General features: G+C 65.7%; 14 protein-coding genes. 3 read left to right on the top strand and 11 right to left on the bottom strand.

Translation table 11 applies throughout. The features are described from left to right. Positions 1 to 18 precede the first annotated feature (18 nt). From P8Q88_RS11630 to infA, 4 genes are read right to left on the bottom strand one after another with little or no spacing between them, the layout of a single operon-like run. A complete protein-coding gene (locus tag P8Q88_RS11630; RefSeq protein ID WP_278323998.1) occupies positions 19 to 207 on the bottom strand; it encodes a DNA gyrase inhibitor YacG in 189 nt (62 codons plus the stop codon). Further along, entirely contained in the window at positions 200 to 1177 is a 978-nt protein-coding gene (locus P8Q88_RS11625) for an Rne/Rng family ribonuclease (RefSeq protein ID WP_446532559.1), read from the bottom strand. The genes P8Q88_RS11630 and P8Q88_RS11625 overlap by 8 nt, the downstream gene beginning before the upstream one ends. Then, a complete protein-coding gene (locus P8Q88_RS11620) occupies positions 1170 to 1745 on the bottom strand; it encodes a Maf family protein (RefSeq protein ID WP_278323997.1) in 576 nt (191 codons plus the stop codon). The genes P8Q88_RS11625 and P8Q88_RS11620 overlap by 8 nt, the downstream gene beginning before the upstream one ends. Before the next feature lie 6 nt (positions 1746 to 1751). After that, positions 1752 to 2009: a translation initiation factor IF-1 gene (infA, locus tag P8Q88_RS11615; RefSeq protein ID WP_011413465.1), complete on the bottom strand. Its 258-nt coding sequence runs from the start codon at positions 2007 to 2009 to the stop codon at positions 1752 to 1754. A gap of 226 nt (positions 2010 to 2235) precedes the next feature. On the opposite strand from infA, the gene P8Q88_RS11610 reads away from it, so the two are divergent. Beyond that, positions 2236 to 4815, top strand: coding sequence for a TonB-dependent receptor (locus tag P8Q88_RS11610; RefSeq protein ID WP_278323996.1), 2580 nt, complete (start codon positions 2236 to 2238; stop codon positions 4813 to 4815). Positions 4816 to 4842: 27 nt separating this feature from the next. On the opposite strand, the gene P8Q88_RS11605 is transcribed toward P8Q88_RS11610, so the two are convergent. The 4 genes from P8Q88_RS11605 to P8Q88_RS11590 all read right to left on the bottom strand — a co-directional run bounded on the left by P8Q88_RS11605 (position 4843) and on the right by P8Q88_RS11590 (position 9913). Beyond that, positions 4843 to 5646 carry an esterase/lipase family protein gene (locus tag P8Q88_RS11605; protein WP_278323995.1) on the bottom strand — a complete coding sequence of 268 codons (804 nt, stop codon included), beginning with the start codon at positions 5644 to 5646 and terminating at the stop codon, positions 4843 to 4845. Further along, positions 5643 to 7286 (bottom strand): WS/DGAT/MGAT family O-acyltransferase, encoded by a 1644-nt coding sequence (locus tag P8Q88_RS11600; protein ID WP_278323994.1) that lies wholly within the window; start codon positions 7284 to 7286, stop codon positions 5643 to 5645. Before P8Q88_RS11600 ends, P8Q88_RS11605 begins: the two co-directional genes overlap by 4 nt. A gap of 169 nt (positions 7287 to 7455) precedes the next feature. Next, positions 7456 to 8577: a BaiN/RdsA family NAD(P)/FAD-dependent oxidoreductase gene (locus P8Q88_RS11595; protein ID WP_446532569.1), complete on the bottom strand. Its 1122-nt coding sequence runs from the start codon at positions 8575 to 8577 to the stop codon at positions 7456 to 7458. Between the two features lie 52 nt (positions 8578 to 8629). Beyond that, positions 8630 to 9913: an APC family permease gene (locus tag P8Q88_RS11590; protein ID WP_278323992.1), complete on the bottom strand. Its 1284-nt coding sequence runs from the start codon at positions 9911 to 9913 to the stop codon at positions 8630 to 8632. Positions 9914 to 9977: 64 nt separating this feature from the next. Between P8Q88_RS11590 and uvrC the strand changes: the two genes are divergently transcribed. After that, positions 9978 to 11936, top strand: coding sequence for an excinuclease ABC subunit UvrC (gene uvrC / locus P8Q88_RS11585; RefSeq protein WP_278323991.1), 1959 nt, complete (start codon positions 9978 to 9980; stop codon positions 11934 to 11936). An 18-nt stretch (positions 11937 to 11954) separates the two neighbouring features. Here uvrC and P8Q88_RS11580 read toward each other — a convergent pair whose 3' ends face one another. Together P8Q88_RS11580 and P8Q88_RS11575 are read right to left on the bottom strand one after the other, a co-directional pair. Continuing rightward, positions 11955 to 12692 (bottom strand): EcsC family protein, encoded by a 738-nt coding sequence (locus P8Q88_RS11580; protein WP_278323990.1) that lies wholly within the window; start codon positions 12690 to 12692, stop codon positions 11955 to 11957. A gap of 80 nt (positions 12693 to 12772) precedes the next feature. Next, on the bottom strand, positions 12773 to 13477 hold the full coding sequence (locus tag P8Q88_RS11575) for a CDGSH iron-sulfur domain-containing protein (protein ID WP_278323989.1): 705 nt from the start codon (positions 13475 to 13477) through the stop codon (positions 12773 to 12775). A 120-nt stretch (positions 13478 to 13597) separates the two neighbouring features. Here P8Q88_RS11575 and P8Q88_RS11570 point away from each other — a divergent pair, with 120 nt between their 5' ends. Beyond that, positions 13598 to 14425, top strand: a complete 828-nt coding sequence (locus P8Q88_RS11570) for a universal stress protein (RefSeq protein WP_278323988.1) — start codon at positions 13598 to 13600, stop codon at positions 14423 to 14425. A 1-nt stretch (position 14426) separates the two neighbouring features. Here the strand turns inward: P8Q88_RS11570 and P8Q88_RS11565 are convergent, their stop codons facing one another. Then, positions 14427 to 16226, bottom strand: coding sequence for a DEAD/DEAH box helicase (locus P8Q88_RS11565; protein WP_278323987.1), 1800 nt, complete (start codon positions 16224 to 16226; stop codon positions 14427 to 14429). Between the last annotated feature and the right edge of the window lie 371 nt (positions 16227 to 16597).

Raw genomic sequence — 16597 nt, 5'->3', positions numbered from 1 at the left:
CCTTGGCAAGGGGGGAATTCAGTCTTCATGCCCGCTCGTCACCTCCGCCGCGATTTCCTCGGGCAAGGCCGCGCGGCCAGGCACGGTATAGCCGTCGCCAAACCATTTCGACAGGTCGCGGTCGCGGCAACGGCTGGAGCAGAACGGGCTGAACTCCTCGCTGCGCGCTTTCTTGCAGATCGGGCAGGGCTTGGCAGATTTAGTCATGCGGCACGATCTGGGCCTGCGCCGCCTCGATCGCAAGGCCGGGATCGGTTTCGATGCGGGTCGGGCGGCCGGTGCGGCGTTCAAGCTCCGCGAGCCATTCCGCCTTGAGCTTCGCCTTGAGCGCGGGGTGCACTGTCAGCAACGTGATGCCCGGCCCCTCGACCATTTCCGCCCGGCGTAGCGCCATGCGCGCGGCCATGCCGACGCGGGATGTGGCAAAGCGGTGGAGCAAGGAGGGACCTTCGAGCCGCGCGACGATCTGGACGAAGCCGAAGCCGTTCATCGCGGTGCGCTCGTGCGGCCAGTCGGCGAGAGCAGCCTCCAGCGCCGCGTCGACAGCCTTGCGATCGGCCTTGGCGGAGAGGGTGGGAAAGTCGATCCCGATCGAGCCCCCGAGGTCGAATTGTCGCAAGGACCGCGCCAGCGGCTCGACGGCCGCTAGGGCAAGCTCGCGCGGCGACAAATCGCCGTCGATATCGACCAGGGTCATCGCCGACGTCACGCTAAATAGGAGCGACCCGCCGGCAAAGGCAATCTCGCCCGAGGATGCGGCATCCCAGAGGTCTTCCCACGCGCCAGTTGGAAGGCGGCGGACGGTATCGCCGAGCAACATGGTCTGGTCGGGGGGCGGTCCGCCGTCATTCTCGCTTTCAATCACCCGTGCCTGCGCCCGCTTGAAGCGGCCACGTTCGGCAATTGCTGCGCGGGTGATGACGAGCGGCAGGTGGCTGCCTTCGGTTGCGCGGGCCGGGATGCGGTCGAGCAGGATTTCGGTCCCGTTTTCGAGCCGGGCTAGCCCGCGTGTCCGACCGGCAGGCTTGGACACGAGCTTTGCGAGGGCATGCGCACCTACCGGTAGGTCGCCCGGCCAGCGCATTTTCGCTGCGAGCACTGTGCCGCCGTGCATCAGCAACGCGCGCTGTTCGGCGATGCCGTGCTCGACGAGCCACTCAGGCCCGGTCTCAGGCAATGTCGAACCCTGCCGCCTCGAGCAGCGCGCGTGTTTCGTAGAGCGGCAGCCCGACGACGCCCGAATGGCTGCCCTGGATGCGGCTGATGAGCCCCTCGGCGATGCCCTGGATGGCGTATCCGCCCGCCTTGCCGTCCCATTCTCCGCTGGCGAGGTAGGCGTCGATCTCTTCAGCGGAGAGGCGCTTGAACAGCACGACCGTTTCGCTCAACCGCTCGCGCATTGTTCCGTCGGGCGCGCGCAGGGCGATGGCGGAAAGCACGCGGTGGCGGCGGCCGGAGAGCAGTTTGAGGCACTTGCGCGCGGTCGCCTCGTCTTCGGCCTTGGGCAGGATACGACGACCGGCAGCGACGACCGTGTCGCCTGCCAGCACGAAGCCATCATCGGATGCGGCAGCCTCGGCCTTTTCGCGGGCCATGCGCTTGGCATAGTCGCGCGGCAGCTCGGCCTTGTGCGGCGTCTCGTCGATATCGGCAGGGTTTATCGCGTCGGGCGACACGCCGAGGCGCGCGATCAGTTCGCGCCTGCGGGGACTTGCCGATGCGAGGATGAGCCGTGGCGAGCTCACGCGGGCTTACTGCGGGCCGGGGCCCTGACCCGGGCCACCACGGCCGGGCATGAAGCGATAGGTGATGCGCGCCTTGGTAAGGTCGTACGGTGTCAGTTCGCACAGCACCTCGTCGCCCACGAGCACGCGGATGCGGTTCTTCCGCATCTTGCCGGCGGTGTGGCCGAGCACTTCATGGCCGTTTTCGAGCTCCACCCGGAACATCGCGTTCGGCAGCAGCTCGACTACCTTGCCGCGCATTTCGAGGAGTTCTTCTTTGGCCATGCAGTCTGTCTATCCGTGAAGGTTTGAAGTTCGGTGGCCGCGGCCTTTAGCGGCAGTGCAGCAAAAAGGGAAGCCTTCCGCACGGCAGCCGCGCTTTCCGACGAACTGCCGAAGGGCATCCACCTGTTACAATCGGATACAGGAACCCCGCTTGCGGTGATGATTTGCTTGGGCAAAGGGTTTGCCGGGGGCAGGCCAACACTCCCCATGAAAAGGGCTTAAAGTCTTGAAATCCAGCTTTGCGCTTGCCGTCTCACTCGCCGCGCTGGCGTTCGCACAGGGTGCCTTTGCGCAGGATATCGCGCAAGCAGGCCAGGCCGACGATACCCAGGCTGAGCCTGCAGACGATCCCACCCTCGATCCGCGCACGATCGTGGTCACCAGCACGCGCGTTCGCGGCCAGCTGATCGTCGACCAGCCCCCGGTGGCGGAATATGATGCGGAAGACATCGCAGCCTTCGGCGGCAGCTCCATCGCCGACATTCTCGCTGCCATAGAGCCTGCCACCGGCAGCGCGCGCGGGGATCGTGGGGGCGGGCGGCCGATCTTCCTGATCAACGGCATTCGTGTTTCGGGCTGGCGCGAGTTCCGCCGCTATCCTCCGGAATCGGTCGAGAAGGTCGAGGTGTTTTCCGAGGAGGTCGCCCAGCGCTTCGGTTTCTCGCCGGACCAGCGGGTAGTCAATATCATCCTCAAGAACGATTATGGCTCGCTCACGCTTGAGGTCGAAGCGGAAGCGCCGGCCGATGGCGGGTTCTGGCGCAACGAGCAGGAGGTCGGCTATCTCAAGATCGCAGATGGCGCGCGGCTCAATTTCAACCTCGATGTCGAGGATGGCAGCCTCCTCACCGAAGCGGAACGCGGACTGGTGGTCCCATCGGCCATCCCGGGGGTGGCGGATGAAGCGCCGTTCCGCAGCCTTGTATCCGACACGCAGCAGATCGAAGGCAGCGCAAATTATGCTCGCGCCTTCATCGGCAGCGGCTCGTCCATCAGCCTGAGCGGGACGGTGACGCGCGCCGAGGATCGCAGCCTGTCCGGCCTGCGCCTGGTCGGTGGGCAAATCGATCCTCTGGAAACGCGTCGTAAGACCGATACCTATGCCTTCGGCGCGACACACAATCGCACGATCGGCGATTGGCAGGCAACCTTCACCAACGAAACCGTCCGCGCGCTCACCGATACCGAGATCGACCAGCGCGACGGGGCGGGGTTCGACACGGCGGACAGCCAGACCTGGACCATTTCGAACAAGGCGACCTTCGTCGGCTATCCGCTGGAATTGCCGGCAGGCGAGCTGTCGGCGACGATCGATCTCGGCCTCGACTGGCGCCGCATCACGAGCGAGGACAGTCGTGCCCTGGAGCAGTTTTCAGGCACGCGCCGCCGCTTCGAGACCGGCCTCAACGTCAATGTCCCGATTGCCGAGCGCGGGGGGCATTGGGGTGCGATCGGCGGGCTCAGCCTGAACCTGTCGGCGGGCGCGGAAGACCTGTCGGACTTCGGGGCGCTGACCGACTGGACCGCGGGACTGAACTGGTCTCCTTTCGACAATCTCAACATTCAGGCGACGCGTATCTGGCGTGAGGTGGCGCCGAGTCTCACCAGTCTTGGCAGCCCCCGGGTCGAAACCTTCAATGTCCCGGTGTTCGATTTCGCGACCGGAAGTGATGCGCTCGTGACCGTGATTTCGGGCGGCAATCCGAACCTTGCTGCCGAAACCCAGGCGGACTGGAAATTTGGCGCGAACTGGGAACTGCCGTTCTGGGACAATACGCGCCTTCAGGTCGATTACGCCATCAATCGCTCAGACGATGTGACGCTGTCCAGCCCGAGTTATACCGCTGCCTTCGAAAGCGCTTTTCCGGAACGGGTGCTGCGCGATGCGGCGGGAGATTTGCTGGCTATCGACCGGAGGCCGGTGACCCTGTTCGAAACGCGCAGCCGCACGTTGAGCTTCGGCCTTAACACGCGCGGCACGGTGGGCGGAGATAGCGGTGGTAATCGCGAACGCGGCGAACGGCGCGGCGAACGCAGGGGCGGAGGCGAGCGCCGGGGTCCGCCCCAGGGCGCCGACCCCGAACGGTTCCGGCAGATACGCGAAGCCTTCTGCGCCGCGCCAGAAGGCGAAATGCCCGACCTGTCACAGCTGCCGGAGCAATTCCGTGCCCGCTTGCTTGACGATGACGGCAATGCCGACCCCGACAGGATCGCCGCTGCACGCGAGAGGTTCTGCGCAGCCCGCCCGGAAACCCGCGGCGAGAATCGACGCGGGCCCGGAGGCGGCGGCGCGGGCGGCATGAATCCCTTCGCGCGAGACCGCGGGGGACAGGGGCGCTACTTCATCAGCCTCAATCACACCATCGCACTCGAGAACGAAATCCTGCTCGCCCCGGGCGGCCCGCAGTTCGACCAGATCGGTGGGGAGCTTATCGGGGGCGCGCCCATCTCGCAGCATGTGACGCGGCTCGAAGGCGGTCTGTTCTGGGGCGGCTACGGCCTGCGCCTAACGGGGCGCTATGAAGGCGAGGCTGTGGTCCGGGGCGCAGGCCTGCCGGGCAGCAGCGACCTGTTCTACGGTGATCTTGCGACATTCGATCTGCGCATCTGGGCGACGCTGGGCGAAGTCCTCGACCGTAACGAAGGCTGGATGAAGGGGCTGCGCGTCGCCTTCGCGCTCGACAATGTCTTCGATGCGAAGCGCAATGTTGTCGACGAGGATGGCAACACCCCCGACGCCTTCGACCCGCGCCGGATCGACCCCGTCGGTCGCTATATCGGGATCGACCTGCGCAAGCAGTTTTGAGGACGTGAGCGCCGGGTCGGGCGCGTTCTAATGAAGGCGCGAGCGCGGGAAGGCGATATTGGCAAACCCGCGCGGGCTGAACCTGCGCCACTCACCTTCGGGCAGGGCAAGCCGATCTGCGATCGCATAGACCACCGCCGGATTCACGCCGAGGCCGACATGGCTGGCGATGACCTCGATATTCTCGCATTCGGCGTGATCGTCTGCCTGGACGGAGCCGCGCCAGTGCACCACGCCGTCGGCCTTGGTGAGGATCGAGGTGGTGGGAACCGGCGGCGCCTTGGCGAGATCGCGGAAGTTGCCCTCCTGCATGGGCTCGGGCTCGCGTCCGTTGAGCAGTTCGAACAAGCGGCGGGCATTGGTGTGGTTGCGATCGTCGCTGATCGGGCTGCCGAGGCTGATGACCATGCGCACCTTTTCTGGCGCCAGCTTGGCCAACTCGCGCGCGAAGACCCCACCCAGGCTCCAACCGACGATCGAGATCTTCGCGCCGGTGCGATCATGGATTTCGTCTACGCAGGCCATCATCGCTTCGATCCGGGCATTGTCGACCCGGACGTTGCGACCGAGGTTCCAGCCGACCGCATCATATCCCAGCCGCTCGAGCATGCGACGGAGCGGCCCGGTGGAATAATCCGACGCCATGAAGCCGGGCAGGACCAGCACTCCGTGCCCGTCACCCTGCGGCAGGCGGGAGAGCAGGGGGCGCAGCGCTAGGAAGCTCGCATATTCGCCGAGTGCGCGCCCTGGTTCGGTAAGCGCAAGCAAGGTGTGCGGCGGGCGCGCGTCGGCCTGGGCCTTCTGCGCTTCTATGGTGGAGATGGCGTTCACTTTTTGGATGTTCCTTTCCCTTTACGGGCAGCCGTCGAACGGCTGGCGGCCCCTTTCGTGCCTTTTGCAGGCGCTTTTGCTGTCGTTTTCTTCGCTGCTCCGCTCTTGGCGGCGGGCTTTGTTATCCTTGTCGGGCCCTTTTTCGGGGCTGATGCCTTCGCCTTCGGTGCCGGCTTCGGCTTGGCTTTCGCCGCGGGCTTGGAGGCAGGTTTGGCGGCGGCTTCGGCGGCGGCATCGCGCAATTCGTTGAAGCTGTCCTCGATGCACTGGATGTAGAATTCCGGATCGGGCAACAGTTCGCGGCAGGCGGTGAAGCTGATTGTCGCTTCGTCGGTGTAGCTTTGCACCACGTGGCCGAGGCCCATGCCGTCGGTCAGGCAGACGAGGCCCATCTGGCTCTCCAGCCGCGCGCCGCTGGAGTAGATCGGCACCGGTGGGCCGGGAACATTGGTGACCACGGTCGAGAAAATCGGCCCGACCCCGCGATTGGCAAGGCCGAGGCGGGTGTAGAGCTGCGCGCCGAGGCTCATCCACAAGGCCGGGCTGACCTTGCTCGCTTCGGTCATGTTGCGCGCGCCCATGGCCTCGGTCATCGCTTTCGATTTCTTCGTGCGATCGTGGCAATACTGGAGGCGTTCGAGTGGATCCTCGATATGCGTACCGAGCGGCGCGACCATCGCCGCGACCTGGTTGCCCATGTCGCCCTTCTCGTCCTTGGTGCGGACCGAGATCGGGGCCATGGCGGTCAGCGTCTTCTTCGGCAGGTCGTCCTTGGCGAGCAGGTACTTGCGCATCGCGCCGCCCACGATGGCGAGGAACACGTCGTTGACCTTGGCTCCATCGACCGCCTGCCGGATCATCTTGATATCGGCGAGGGGCACGCTGCGGCCTTCGACAACACGATGACCCGAAATCTTGCGGTTGAAGCGGGTCTTGGGCGCAATCATCTCGCGCGACAGGTCGAATTCCTTGGCGACCATCCCTTTGAGCGCTTTCGCGAGGCCGGGGGCAGCCTTGGCGGCGACTTCCAGCTGTTTCATCGGATTGGTGATCGCGTTGAAGTAGCTCTTGCCCAGCAGTTCGACGGGATTGGGCACCTTTTCCGGTTGCCATTCGTCAGGGCTGTTGGGCGGCGGCTCATTCGGATCGAGCGTATGCATCGCCTCCAGCAGGTCCACTCCGCTCATTCCGTCGATCGCTGCGTGGTGGACTTTCGTCACCATGGCATAGCTGCCTTTGGGGACGCCCGGGACGTTCTCCAGCCCCTCGACCACGGTGAATTCCCATGGCGGGCGCGTCAGGTCGAGTGGGCGGGCAAAGATTCGGGCCGCCTGAATGCACAGCTGGCGCCAGTCGCCGGGTTTGGGCAGGGCGACATGGCGGACGTGATATTCGAGGTCGAAGTCCGGGTCCTCGATCCAGTAGGGATAGTCGAGATCGAAGGGCACGCGCACCAGCCGCTGGCGGATCGTGCGACTGAGCTGCATGCGGCTTTCGAAGAAGTTCAGAATGTCCTTGAAGCGCACGAAGCCGCCGGGCGCCGTTTCAGGGTTGTAGATCAGGATCGAGCCGATGTGCATCGGCGAATTGCGCGTTTCCAGCGCGACGAAGCTCGCATCCATGCCCTGGAGTTGGCGCATGTGGTTCCTTTCCGCACCACCCCAGACCCGTTGCGAGCGTGTGGCGGCATCCCCTGCTTGGCCCGTGTTTTCACGGATCCGTAACATGGGAAGCTAGCGATTGTGCGGTTCCGGTCAACTTGCCGCGCCCGTCAACGCCTTCCCTAACGGCTCCCCCAACGGCGCCGGGTCAGAGCGCCTCCCCCGCCGCGACGCCGCTCGCCCAGGCCCACTGGAAGTTGTAGCCGCCGAGCCAGCCGGTCACGTCGACCGCTTCGCCGATGGCATAGAGGCCGGGAATTCGCTTTGCTTCCATGGTCTTGCTGGACAGTTCGGAGGTCGAGATGCCGCCAACCGTGACCTCGGCCTTGGCGAAGCCCTCCGTACCGTTGGGGCGGAAGGCCCAGCGGCGCAACCGCTCTTCCGCGGTGCGCAGCGCCTTGTCGGGCGCATTGCCCAGTTCGGTCGATATGGCCAGTTTGTAGGCGAGAATGTCGGCCAGCCGGTCGGGGAGCGCTTCGCGCAGCAGCGATTTGAGCGTGGCGCGCGGCGTTTCGCGCTTGGCCTCGAGCAGCCAGCCATCGGCGTGGCCGGGCAGGAAGTTCACGACCACCGGCTCGCCCGGCGACCAGTAACTGCTGGCCTGCAGGATCGACGGGCCGGACAGGCCGCGGTGGGTGAACAGCGCCGCTTCGGGGAAGCTGGCCTTGCCCGCGCTGGCGACGACCGGCGCGGAGACGCCCGAGATCTCGCGAAACAGCACCTCTTCGCCGCCGAGCGTGAGCGGGACGAGGGCAGGGCGCGGCTCGACCAACTTGAGGCCGAATTGGCGGGCGAGGTCGTAGGCAAAACCGGTTGCACCCATCTTCGGGATCGACGGCCCTCCGGTGGCAATGATCAGGGTCTTGGCCTCGTAGGTCGCGTTCTGCGTAGTGACGGTGAACTCGCCATCATGCTCGACCGATGCGACCTCCTCGCCGCATCGCACGTCCACTCCGCCCCTCGCGCATTCCTCCAGCAACATTTCTACGATTTGCTTTGCCGACCCGTCGCAGAATAGCTGGCCCAGCGTCTTTTCGTGCCAGGCGATGCCGTAACTCTCGACCAATTCGAGGAAATCGCGCGCCGTATACCGCGCCAGCGCGCTCTTCGCGAAGTGCGGGTTTTGCGAAAGGTAGTTCGCCGGACCCGCGCCGATATTGGTGAAATTGCACCGCCCGCCGCCGGAGATGAGGATCTTCTTCCCCGGCTTCTCCGCGCGTTCGAGCACCAGCACGCGCTTGCCCCGCTGTCCGGCGCAAGCCGCGCACATCAGCCCGGCGGCCCCTGCGCCCAGCACGATCGCATCGGAGCGTTCCGCCACGTCAGGCCTCGTCGAGCGCGTAGTCCGGCTGCTGCCGCGCGGCGACGAAATACAGCACCGTGCCAACCACCAGGATACCGCCCAAGACCAGCCACGCCTGCAGCGCGGTCTGGCTGGCAATGAATAGCGAGCTGCCGACCGCGAAGATCACGCAGGCGAGGTGCAGTGGCACGATCCGCCCCTCGCGATGCTCCAGCACGGGCAGGGCGCAGCTGGTCACGATATAGGTCACCAGCCGGATCAGCGTGCCGGCCACGGCGAGGACGGTGAAGCCCTCCCACAGCCCGAACAGGATGGCCGCCACCCCATAGAACAGGATCGCGTTGAACGGCGTCAGGAAACGCGGGTGAACATATTCGAACCACTTCGGGAGCATGCCGCGCCGCGCCATGCCGTACATCAGCCGCGGCTGGGCGACGCCGCTGGCAAAATTGTTCGCCCCGATGCTGAAGCTGGCCGCGATCACGATGGCGAGCGAACCGATCTGGCCCATCGCGGCCTCCGCCGATCCGGCCAGCGCATTGTTCTCGCCCGCAAATTCCGGTCCGATCAGGATGAAGGCCCAGATCACCGCCATGTAGATCAGCGTCACCCCGCTCACCATGGTGACGATCGACAGCGGCACGTCGCGCTTGGGGTTCTTGAATTCGCCCGCCGCCTCGATGACGCCCTCGAAGCCGATGAAGGCGTAGAAGGTAAGCAGGATCACCGTCTCGACCTGGCTGAACTCGGGCAGCGAGACAGCGCCCAGCTCGCCTCCGGCGAAGAAAGCCGAGACGACCAACGCGGCCAGCGGCACCAGCTTGATCGCGGTCATGACACCCAGCGTCCCGACGGAAGCGCGCATGCCGTAGAGGTTGATGATGGTGATCAGCGCCAGCCCGACCGCCACTGCGATAGGTGCTGCCACCGGCCCTTCGAGCGCTGGGAACAGCACGGCGAGATAGGCGACCATCACATGCATGTTAGCCGCCGCGGTCACGATCGCACTGACATAGCGTGCCCAGCCGGCCTGGAAGCCCACGAAGCGCCCGAATGCCGCCTCGCCATAGAGCACCGAACCGCCGCTATGTTCGAACCGGGCGCTCATCCAGGCATAGCACAGCGCCAGCGGCAGGAAGAGCACGCCGCCCACCAGCATCATCCACGGCGCGAAATTGCCGACCGCCGCCACCAGCACGGCGGGAAGGGCGAAGATGCCGGCCCCGATCATCCCGTTAAGCGGGAACAGCGCTGTCCCCCAAAAGCCGACCGTGCGCGGCGGCGTGATATGTGTCCCGTCCATGGCGGGTGGGGATGGCGCGAAACGCGGCTTTGCACAAGCGGAGTGCGCGCACTATCTGCGACCCATGTCGCGCACGAAAGCCGGTTCCCCCCACGACCCGAGAGGCAAGGAGCGTTTCCACGAGGAACGCGCGACCTATACCGTCGCCAGCGCGCAGCCCGATCTGGAGGCCGGCCTCACCGCGATCCGCGAGACGGTAAAGACGCTGAAACCCCGCCCCGGCGTCTATCGCATGCTCGATGCGCGGGGCGACGTGCTCTATGTCGGCAAGGCCCGCAGCCTCAAGGCGCGGGTTGCCAATTACACGCAGGTAAAGGCGCTCACCAACCGCCTCCAGCGCATGGTCAGCCAGTGCCGCCGGATGGAGATCGTGGTCACCAATTCGGAGGCAGAAGCGCTGCTGCTGGAAGCGCAGCTGATCAAGCGCTACCGCCCGCCGTTCAATGTGCTACTGCGCGACGACAAGAGCTTCCCCTTCATCCTGCTGCGCGCCGATCATGCCTATCCGCGCATCCAGAAGCATCGCGGCGCGCGGCGGGCCAAGGGCAATTACTACGGCCCCTTCGCCAGCGCGGGCAGCGTGAACAAAACGCTGAATGCGCTGCAGAAGCTGTTCCTGTTGAGGAGCTGCACCGATAGCTTCTTCAACAATCGCGACCGTCCCTGCCTGCTCTACCAGATCAAGCGCTGCTCCGCGCCCTGCGTGGGCCGGATCGACGAGGCGGGCTATGCTTCGCTGGTGCGCGAGGCGAAGGACTTCCTCGGCGGCAAGTCCAGCGCGGTGCAATCCGACCTCGAAAAGAAGATGGCGAAGGCGGCGGAGGATCTCGACTTCGAAACAGCCGCCATCCTGCGCGACCGGCTGCGCGCTGCGACTTTCATCCAAGGGTCGCAGGCAATCAACGCCAGCGGCGTCGGCGATGCAGACGTCTTCGCGCTGGCCGCCAAGGGCGGGCAGATGGGCGTGCAGGCCTTCTTCATCCGCGGCGGCCAGAACTGGGGCCATCGCGCGATCTTCCCGCGCAATACGGGCGATGTGGAGGAGGCAGAGGTGCTCGCCGATGTGTTGCTGCAATTCTACGAGGAAGTTCCGCCGCCGAAGACGATACTCGTCGATCGCGAATTGCCCGAGCAGGAGCTGATCGCCGAGGCGCTTTGCGAGAAGGCGGGGCACGCCGTCGCCATCTCCATCCCCCAGCGCGGCACGCGGCGCAAGCTGATGCAACAGGCGCAACGCAATGCGGTGGAGGCGCTGGAGCGGCGACAGGCCGAGAGCGGTGCCAAGGCGAAAATCCAGCGCGAGCTGGCCGAATTCCTCGAGCTGGAGGACGTGCCGCAGCGCATCGAGGTCTACGACAACAGCCATATCCAGGGCGACAAGGCGCTGGGTGCGATGGTCGTCGCCGGGCCGGAAGGGTTCGAGAAAGGCCAGTACCGCAAGTTCAACATCAAGACCGCGCAGACCAACGACGATTTCGGCATGATGCGCGAGGTGATGAGCCGCCGCTTCCGCAATCTCGCCGAGAACCCGGATGGCGACGAAGGCAAGAAAAACAGCCACGAGACCGTCTGGCCCGACCTCGTCCTGATCGACGGCGGCAAGGGCCAGATGTCGAGCGTGCGCGATACGCTGGCGGAAATGGGGATCGAGGACCTTCCGCTGATCGCCATCGCCAAGGGTCCGCACCACGGCCGCGAAGGGCGCGAGGTGTTCCACTTTCCCGACGGTCGCGAGAAGACGCTGCCGGTCAATTCGCCGCTGCTATTCTATCTCCAGACCCTGCGCGACGAAGTCCACCGCTATGCCATCGGCGCCCACCGCGCCAAGCGCAGCCGCGCCATCACTGCCAGCCCGCTGGACGAAATCCCCGGCATCGGCCCCAGCCGCAAACGTGCGTTGCTGCTGCATTTCGGCACGGCTGGGAAGGTGCGGGCGGCGGCGCTAGACGACCTGAAACGCGCGCCCGGCATCAGCGAGGCGGTCGCCCAGAAGATCTACGATTTTTATCACGCGGGTGGGTGAGCGAAACCGCCCGAGGGGTCAGCTCTCGATCACATGCTCGTCCGCGCGAAGGCGGCGGGTCTGAAAGGCGAAGCGCGCGGCCTTGCCGACATCGTTCTGGAACGAGGAATTGACGACCCCGCCAACCACCGAGCCGACCAGCGGGACGACCATGCCCATCCGGCTGCGGACCGAGGCGAAGGCCAGTGCGCGGCTGATGCGCTCGACCACCTGATCGACGATCGGGGTGATGCGGTCATGGTCGGCATGGATCAGCGCGCCGTCCTCGCCGATGCCTGCCTCCAGCTCGGCGATGCGGCGAGTGCGCTCTTCCGGATCGTTCAGCGCGGCAAGCTCGAGGATCTGCAGGCGGAACAGCTTTTCAGCCGGTCCATCGCCGTCGAAGCCATAAGCGCGACCGGTGTCGCGGATGACGCGCAGCGCAATACCAATGGTCGCGGGAATATCCGCACTCATCGACAGCGCACCGCCGAAGCCCGCGGCCGCACCGGTCGTTGCGCTGACACTCCGCGCCGCGCGGGTAACCTTCCTGGCGGCGCGATGGGCCTCATCCATGTTTCTGGGATCGTGATCGAAACGGACCAGCTGTGGCGCATCGACGGCCCTGTCGAGACCCTTCAGAAGCATCTCGACCATGCGCTTGGGCACCAGATCGGCGAGTGTCTTTCCCAGCGGGTGGGTGAGCCGCTCGATACCCCTGCCGAGGCGCGACGGCTTGCTATTGCGGAATTTCCGCTGCTCGCGTTGGATGTCCATACTGAGGCAATGGGCGGCATGCGCGCCTGTTCCAATTTGCCCGATCTCAAGCGGGGTTACATCTCAGGCAGGGTTACATCTCAGGCAGGGTTGCCGTCGCTCCATCCGATCTTGGTGTGAGTGCCGTCGCAGAAGGGCTTGTTGCCGCTCTGACCGCAACGGCACAGCGCCATGCGGGCGCGCCGTTCGTATTCTTCGCCGTCGGCGCTCAGGACGCGGATGCCGCCTTCGATATAGAGCGGGCCGGAGCATTCCTCGGCAGGGTCTTGCGTGGTGCTGATCCGCATCGGGCGGGGCGCGTCGACCGGCTCGCCGGTCTGCGTGTCGATGGCGACGAGGCGGCCGGAAACGCAGTTCTTGATCTGGTCGAGGAAGATTGCAGCGACTTCCGGATCGTCGGTCTTCTCGACCTCGTCCCATACGGTCTGGTGCGTGTCGCAAAAGCGGGCGAGGGCGCACAGGTCCTCCTGGTCCATCAGCTTGAAGCGCGGGCCGTCCAGCACCTCGGCCTGTTCGGCAAAGGGCGCTCGGTCGGCGACCTCCTTGCCGTCGAAGCCCTCGCGCTCGTGGCTGTTGTCGCAGAAGGGCTTGTTACCGCTCTTGCCACAGCGGCACAGATACATTGTGTCCTTGCTATCGAACTCGCCGGTGGTCTGCCATGCGAGCGATTCCCCGGCCTCGTTCACAGCGATGCTCTGTTCGATGAAAGGCACGCGGCCCTTGATCTCGTAAGGTCCGTCTTTCGTCACCGTGATGACGGGTTCGCTGCTTTTGCTCTCTGCCATGGCAGATCAATCCATCTGCAGACCAGACGGTTCCGCGCGCCGGATTTGCGCCAGATCAAGGACCGCGGGGCGGATAGTGTATAGCGTTGCCCCAGCAACCACCGGTGGAGGAGACGCCCCATGAAATCCATCCTGTTCAACGCCAGCGGCGACGACGGCTTTTCCGGTCGCCTCGACGCGGTCCTCGATATCGCGCGCGCCTTCGATGCGCATCTCACGCTGCTGCATGCCATTCCCTACGAGGCGGCGGGCGCGATCGATCCCTATGGCGCGGCCTTCGCCGCCATGGTCCCGGTCTGGCGCGAGCAGGCGGCCAAGCTGCGCGACACAACGCTGGAAGATTTATCGAACGAGGGTGTCTCGTGGAACTGGGTGGAGGCCGCGGGGCCCAACGCTCTCGCCCTGCTGCACGAATCCTCGCTGCACGATCTCGTCATCGTCAGCGCGCAGGAAAACCGCGGCACGGTCCGCGGCGCGAGTTTCACCGCCGGAGAGCTGGCGGTGACGGCCGATTGCCCGGTGCTGGTCCTGCCGACCGGATGCACGCGTTTCGCCTTGGATGCGCCCGCCCTGGTCGCGTGGGACGGCTCTGCGGAAGCGAGTCATGCGTTGAAGGCGGCCGTGCCGTTCCTGCGCCACGCGAGCGCGGTGTATCTCGTCACGGTGAAGGAGGAAACGAAGCGCAAGCCGAAGGATTCCCTGCCGGACCTGCCGCCCGTCGGCGGCGCGGACTATCTCTCGCGCCACGGCATCGCTTGCGAGATGGTGGAGCTAAACGCCGAGAAAGGCGGTGTGGCCGAGGCCCTGCGCAAGGCCGCCGAGGCGCGCAAGGCAGGGCTGGTGGTGATGGGAGCCTATGGCCGCACGCGCCTTGCCGAGCGCATCTTCGGCGGTACCACCCACACCATGTTGGCGGAGGTGGAGATACCGCTGCTGATGACGCACTAGGTCAACGAGGAGTCTTCGCCTTCCCGGCTTTGCGCTTGCCTGCGAAGGGCTTGTCGCCACCGGGTTTGCCATTCTTGAAGGGCGGTTTGCCGGCGGGACGCTTGCCGGGCCCGCCGTTGCCGCCTTTGCCGAAAGGTCGGGCGTGGACCTTCGCCCCGCCATGCTTGCGGTTCTGGCGCGCCTCGATGCGCGGACCCTCAGGCGATTCGACAATGGCGATGGCGTCCTGCTCGTCGTCGGGCGAGGCGGTGCGCGCCACGGCGTCGGCGAACTTGCCTGCGACGGCGCGCGGCACCTGGAACCAGCTTTCGTGCTGGCCGATGCGGATGGCGCCGATCTCGTTGCGGGTGATGTGGCCGCGGCGGCAAATCAGCGGGAGGATCCAGCGCGGCTCCGCATTGTGGCGGCGGCCGATGTCCATCTTGAACCACACCACATCCTCGAAGCCGGGGCGGTGCTTCTCGGCCTTGGCCTTCTCGCGCGCTTCGGGGGTGTTGGCGAGCAGTTCCTCGGGCACCGGCATTTCCGCGCGATGCGCATGGACCAGCGCGGCGGCAATGTCCTCGGGCGTCATGCGGCTCATGATGTCGGCGGCTAGCTCGCGGTCGTCATCCTCGAACTCGCGGGGTTCGGTGATCGCCTCGATCAGGCGCGTGCGGTCCTTCTTGCGGATGGCCTGCGGAGTCGGCGCATCCATCCACTGCGCATCGATCCCGGCACCGCGCAGCATGCCTTCGACCCGGCGACGGCGGTTGTAGGGCACCACGATGGCCGCGGTCCCCTTGCGCCCAGCGCGCCCGGTACGGCCCGAGCGGTGCTGGAGCGTTTCCGCATCGCGCGGGATCTCGACATGGATCACGAGGCTCAGCGACGGCAGGTCGATCCCGCGTGCCGCAACGTCGGTCGCCACGCACACGCGCGCGCGGCCATCGCGCAAGGCCTGCAATGCCGCATTGCGCTCGCTCTGCGAATGCTCGCCCGACAGCGCTACCACGCCGAAGCCGCGGTTCTGCAAGGTCGCGTGGAGTCGCCGCACGCTCTCGCGCGTGGCGCAGAAGGCGATGGCCGTCTCCGCCTCGTGGAAGCGCAGCAGGTTCACCACGGCATTCTCGATCTCCGACGGGCCGACGGTGATCGCCTGATAGGCGATGTCGCCATGCCCGCGGTCTTCGCCGACGAGGCTGAGGCGCAGCGCATCGCGCTGGTAGCGTTCGGCCAGCCGCTCGATCGGGCGGGGCATAGTGGCGGAGAACAGCAGCGTGCGGCGCGCATCAGGCGTCGCGTCGAGGATCTCTTCCAGGTCCTCGCGAAAGCCCATGTCGAGCATCTCGTCCGCCTCGTCGAGCACCACGCCGATCAGGCCGGAGAGGTCCAGCGCCCCGCGTTCGATATGGTCGCGCAGGCGCCCTGGCGTGCCGACGACGATCGCCGGGCCGCCGCGCAAGTTTCGCCGCTCCTTGCTCGCATCCATCCCGCCGACGCAGGTCGCGATGCGCAGGCCGGCGCCCGCATAGAGCCAGCCGAGCTCGCGGCTGACCTGCAGCGCCAGTTCGCGCGTGGGCGCGATGACGAGGGCGAGGGGCTTTTCGGCGAGCGGCGTACCGCCGAGCTCGGCCAGCAGCTCGTCTGCCAGTGCGAGGCCGAAGGCGACCGTCTTGCCGCTGCCGGTCTGCGCCGAAACGATGAGGTCGCGGCCCTTGGCCTGCGGTTCGATAACGGCAGCCTGGACGGAGGTGGGCGCATCATAGCCGCGTGCGGCGAGCGCATCGCCGATGACCGGCGGAAGGGTTTCGAAGGACATGGAATCTCGTGTGTTGTACGGCGCTGCGGTGCATGGGGCACGGCTCTGGGCGCGCGGGTAGTGCGGGCCCCATAGCGCAAAGCGACGCGTTTGGCTTGTGGTTTTTTGTGCAGGTGCGAAGGGGGGGGGAAGTCGAGAAGCTGAATTTTCGGGATGTTTAAAAAACGTCTGCTTCGCGCCCTCATTCCGGACGTTCAGCCATTCCCTGCGGATGCCTGAAAGCGGACCGGCAGCTTTGCTTCGGTAATGAGCATTTCGAATGTCCGATTATGGGTGGAAAGCTGACGCTTATCCTTCACTGTCGTCCGGCGCGAATGTTTCTCTTTCCAATGTCATTTTCGCTCCCGCCATGTGTTCAGCGGCGCAAGCGA

It is taken from the genome of Qipengyuania marincola, assembly GCF_029688625.1.
GTDB lineage: Bacteria > Pseudomonadota > Alphaproteobacteria > Sphingomonadales > Sphingomonadaceae > Qipengyuania.
The sequence above is the reverse complement of the archived record's forward strand: the minus strand, read 5'-3'. Positions and strand labels throughout refer to the sequence as shown.

What these genes read in the sequence shown, in the direction of transcription:
- infA (WP_011413465.1), bottom strand. Translation starts at nt 2,009, where the DNA reads ATGGCCAAAGAAGAACTCCTCGAAATGCGCGGCAAGGTAGTCGAGCTG.
- P8Q88_RS11600 (WP_278323994.1), bottom strand. Translation starts at nt 7,286, where the DNA reads ATGCGCCAACTCCAGGGCATGGATGCGAGCTTCGTCGCGCTGGAAACG.
- P8Q88_RS11580 (WP_278323990.1), bottom strand. Translation starts at nt 12,692, where the DNA reads ATGGACATCCAACGCGAGCAGCGGAAATTCCGCAATAGCAAGCCGTCG.
- P8Q88_RS11575 (WP_278323989.1), bottom strand. Translation starts at nt 13,477, where the DNA reads ATGGCAGAGAGCAAAAGCAGCGAACCCGTCATCACGGTGACGAAAGAC.
- P8Q88_RS11570 (WP_278323988.1), top strand. Translation starts at nt 13,598, where the DNA reads ATGAAATCCATCCTGTTCAACGCCAGCGGCGACGACGGCTTTTCCGGT.
- P8Q88_RS11565 (WP_278323987.1), bottom strand. Translation starts at nt 16,226, where the DNA reads ATGTCCTTCGAAACCCTTCCGCCGGTCATCGGCGATGCGCTCGCCGCA.
- uvrC (WP_278323991.1), top strand. Translation starts at nt 9,978, where the DNA reads ATGTCGCGCACGAAAGCCGGTTCCCCCCACGACCCGAGAGGCAAGGAG.
- P8Q88_RS11590 (WP_278323992.1), bottom strand. Translation starts at nt 9,913, where the DNA reads ATGGACGGGACACATATCACGCCGCCGCGCACGGTCGGCTTTTGGGGG.
- P8Q88_RS11630 (WP_278323998.1), bottom strand. Translation starts at nt 207, where the DNA reads ATGACTAAATCTGCCAAGCCCTGCCCGATCTGCAAGAAAGCGCGCAGC.
- P8Q88_RS11595 (WP_446532569.1), bottom strand. Translation starts at nt 8,577, where the DNA reads ATGTGCGCGGCTTGCGCCGGACAGCGGGGCAAGCGCGTGCTGGTGCTC.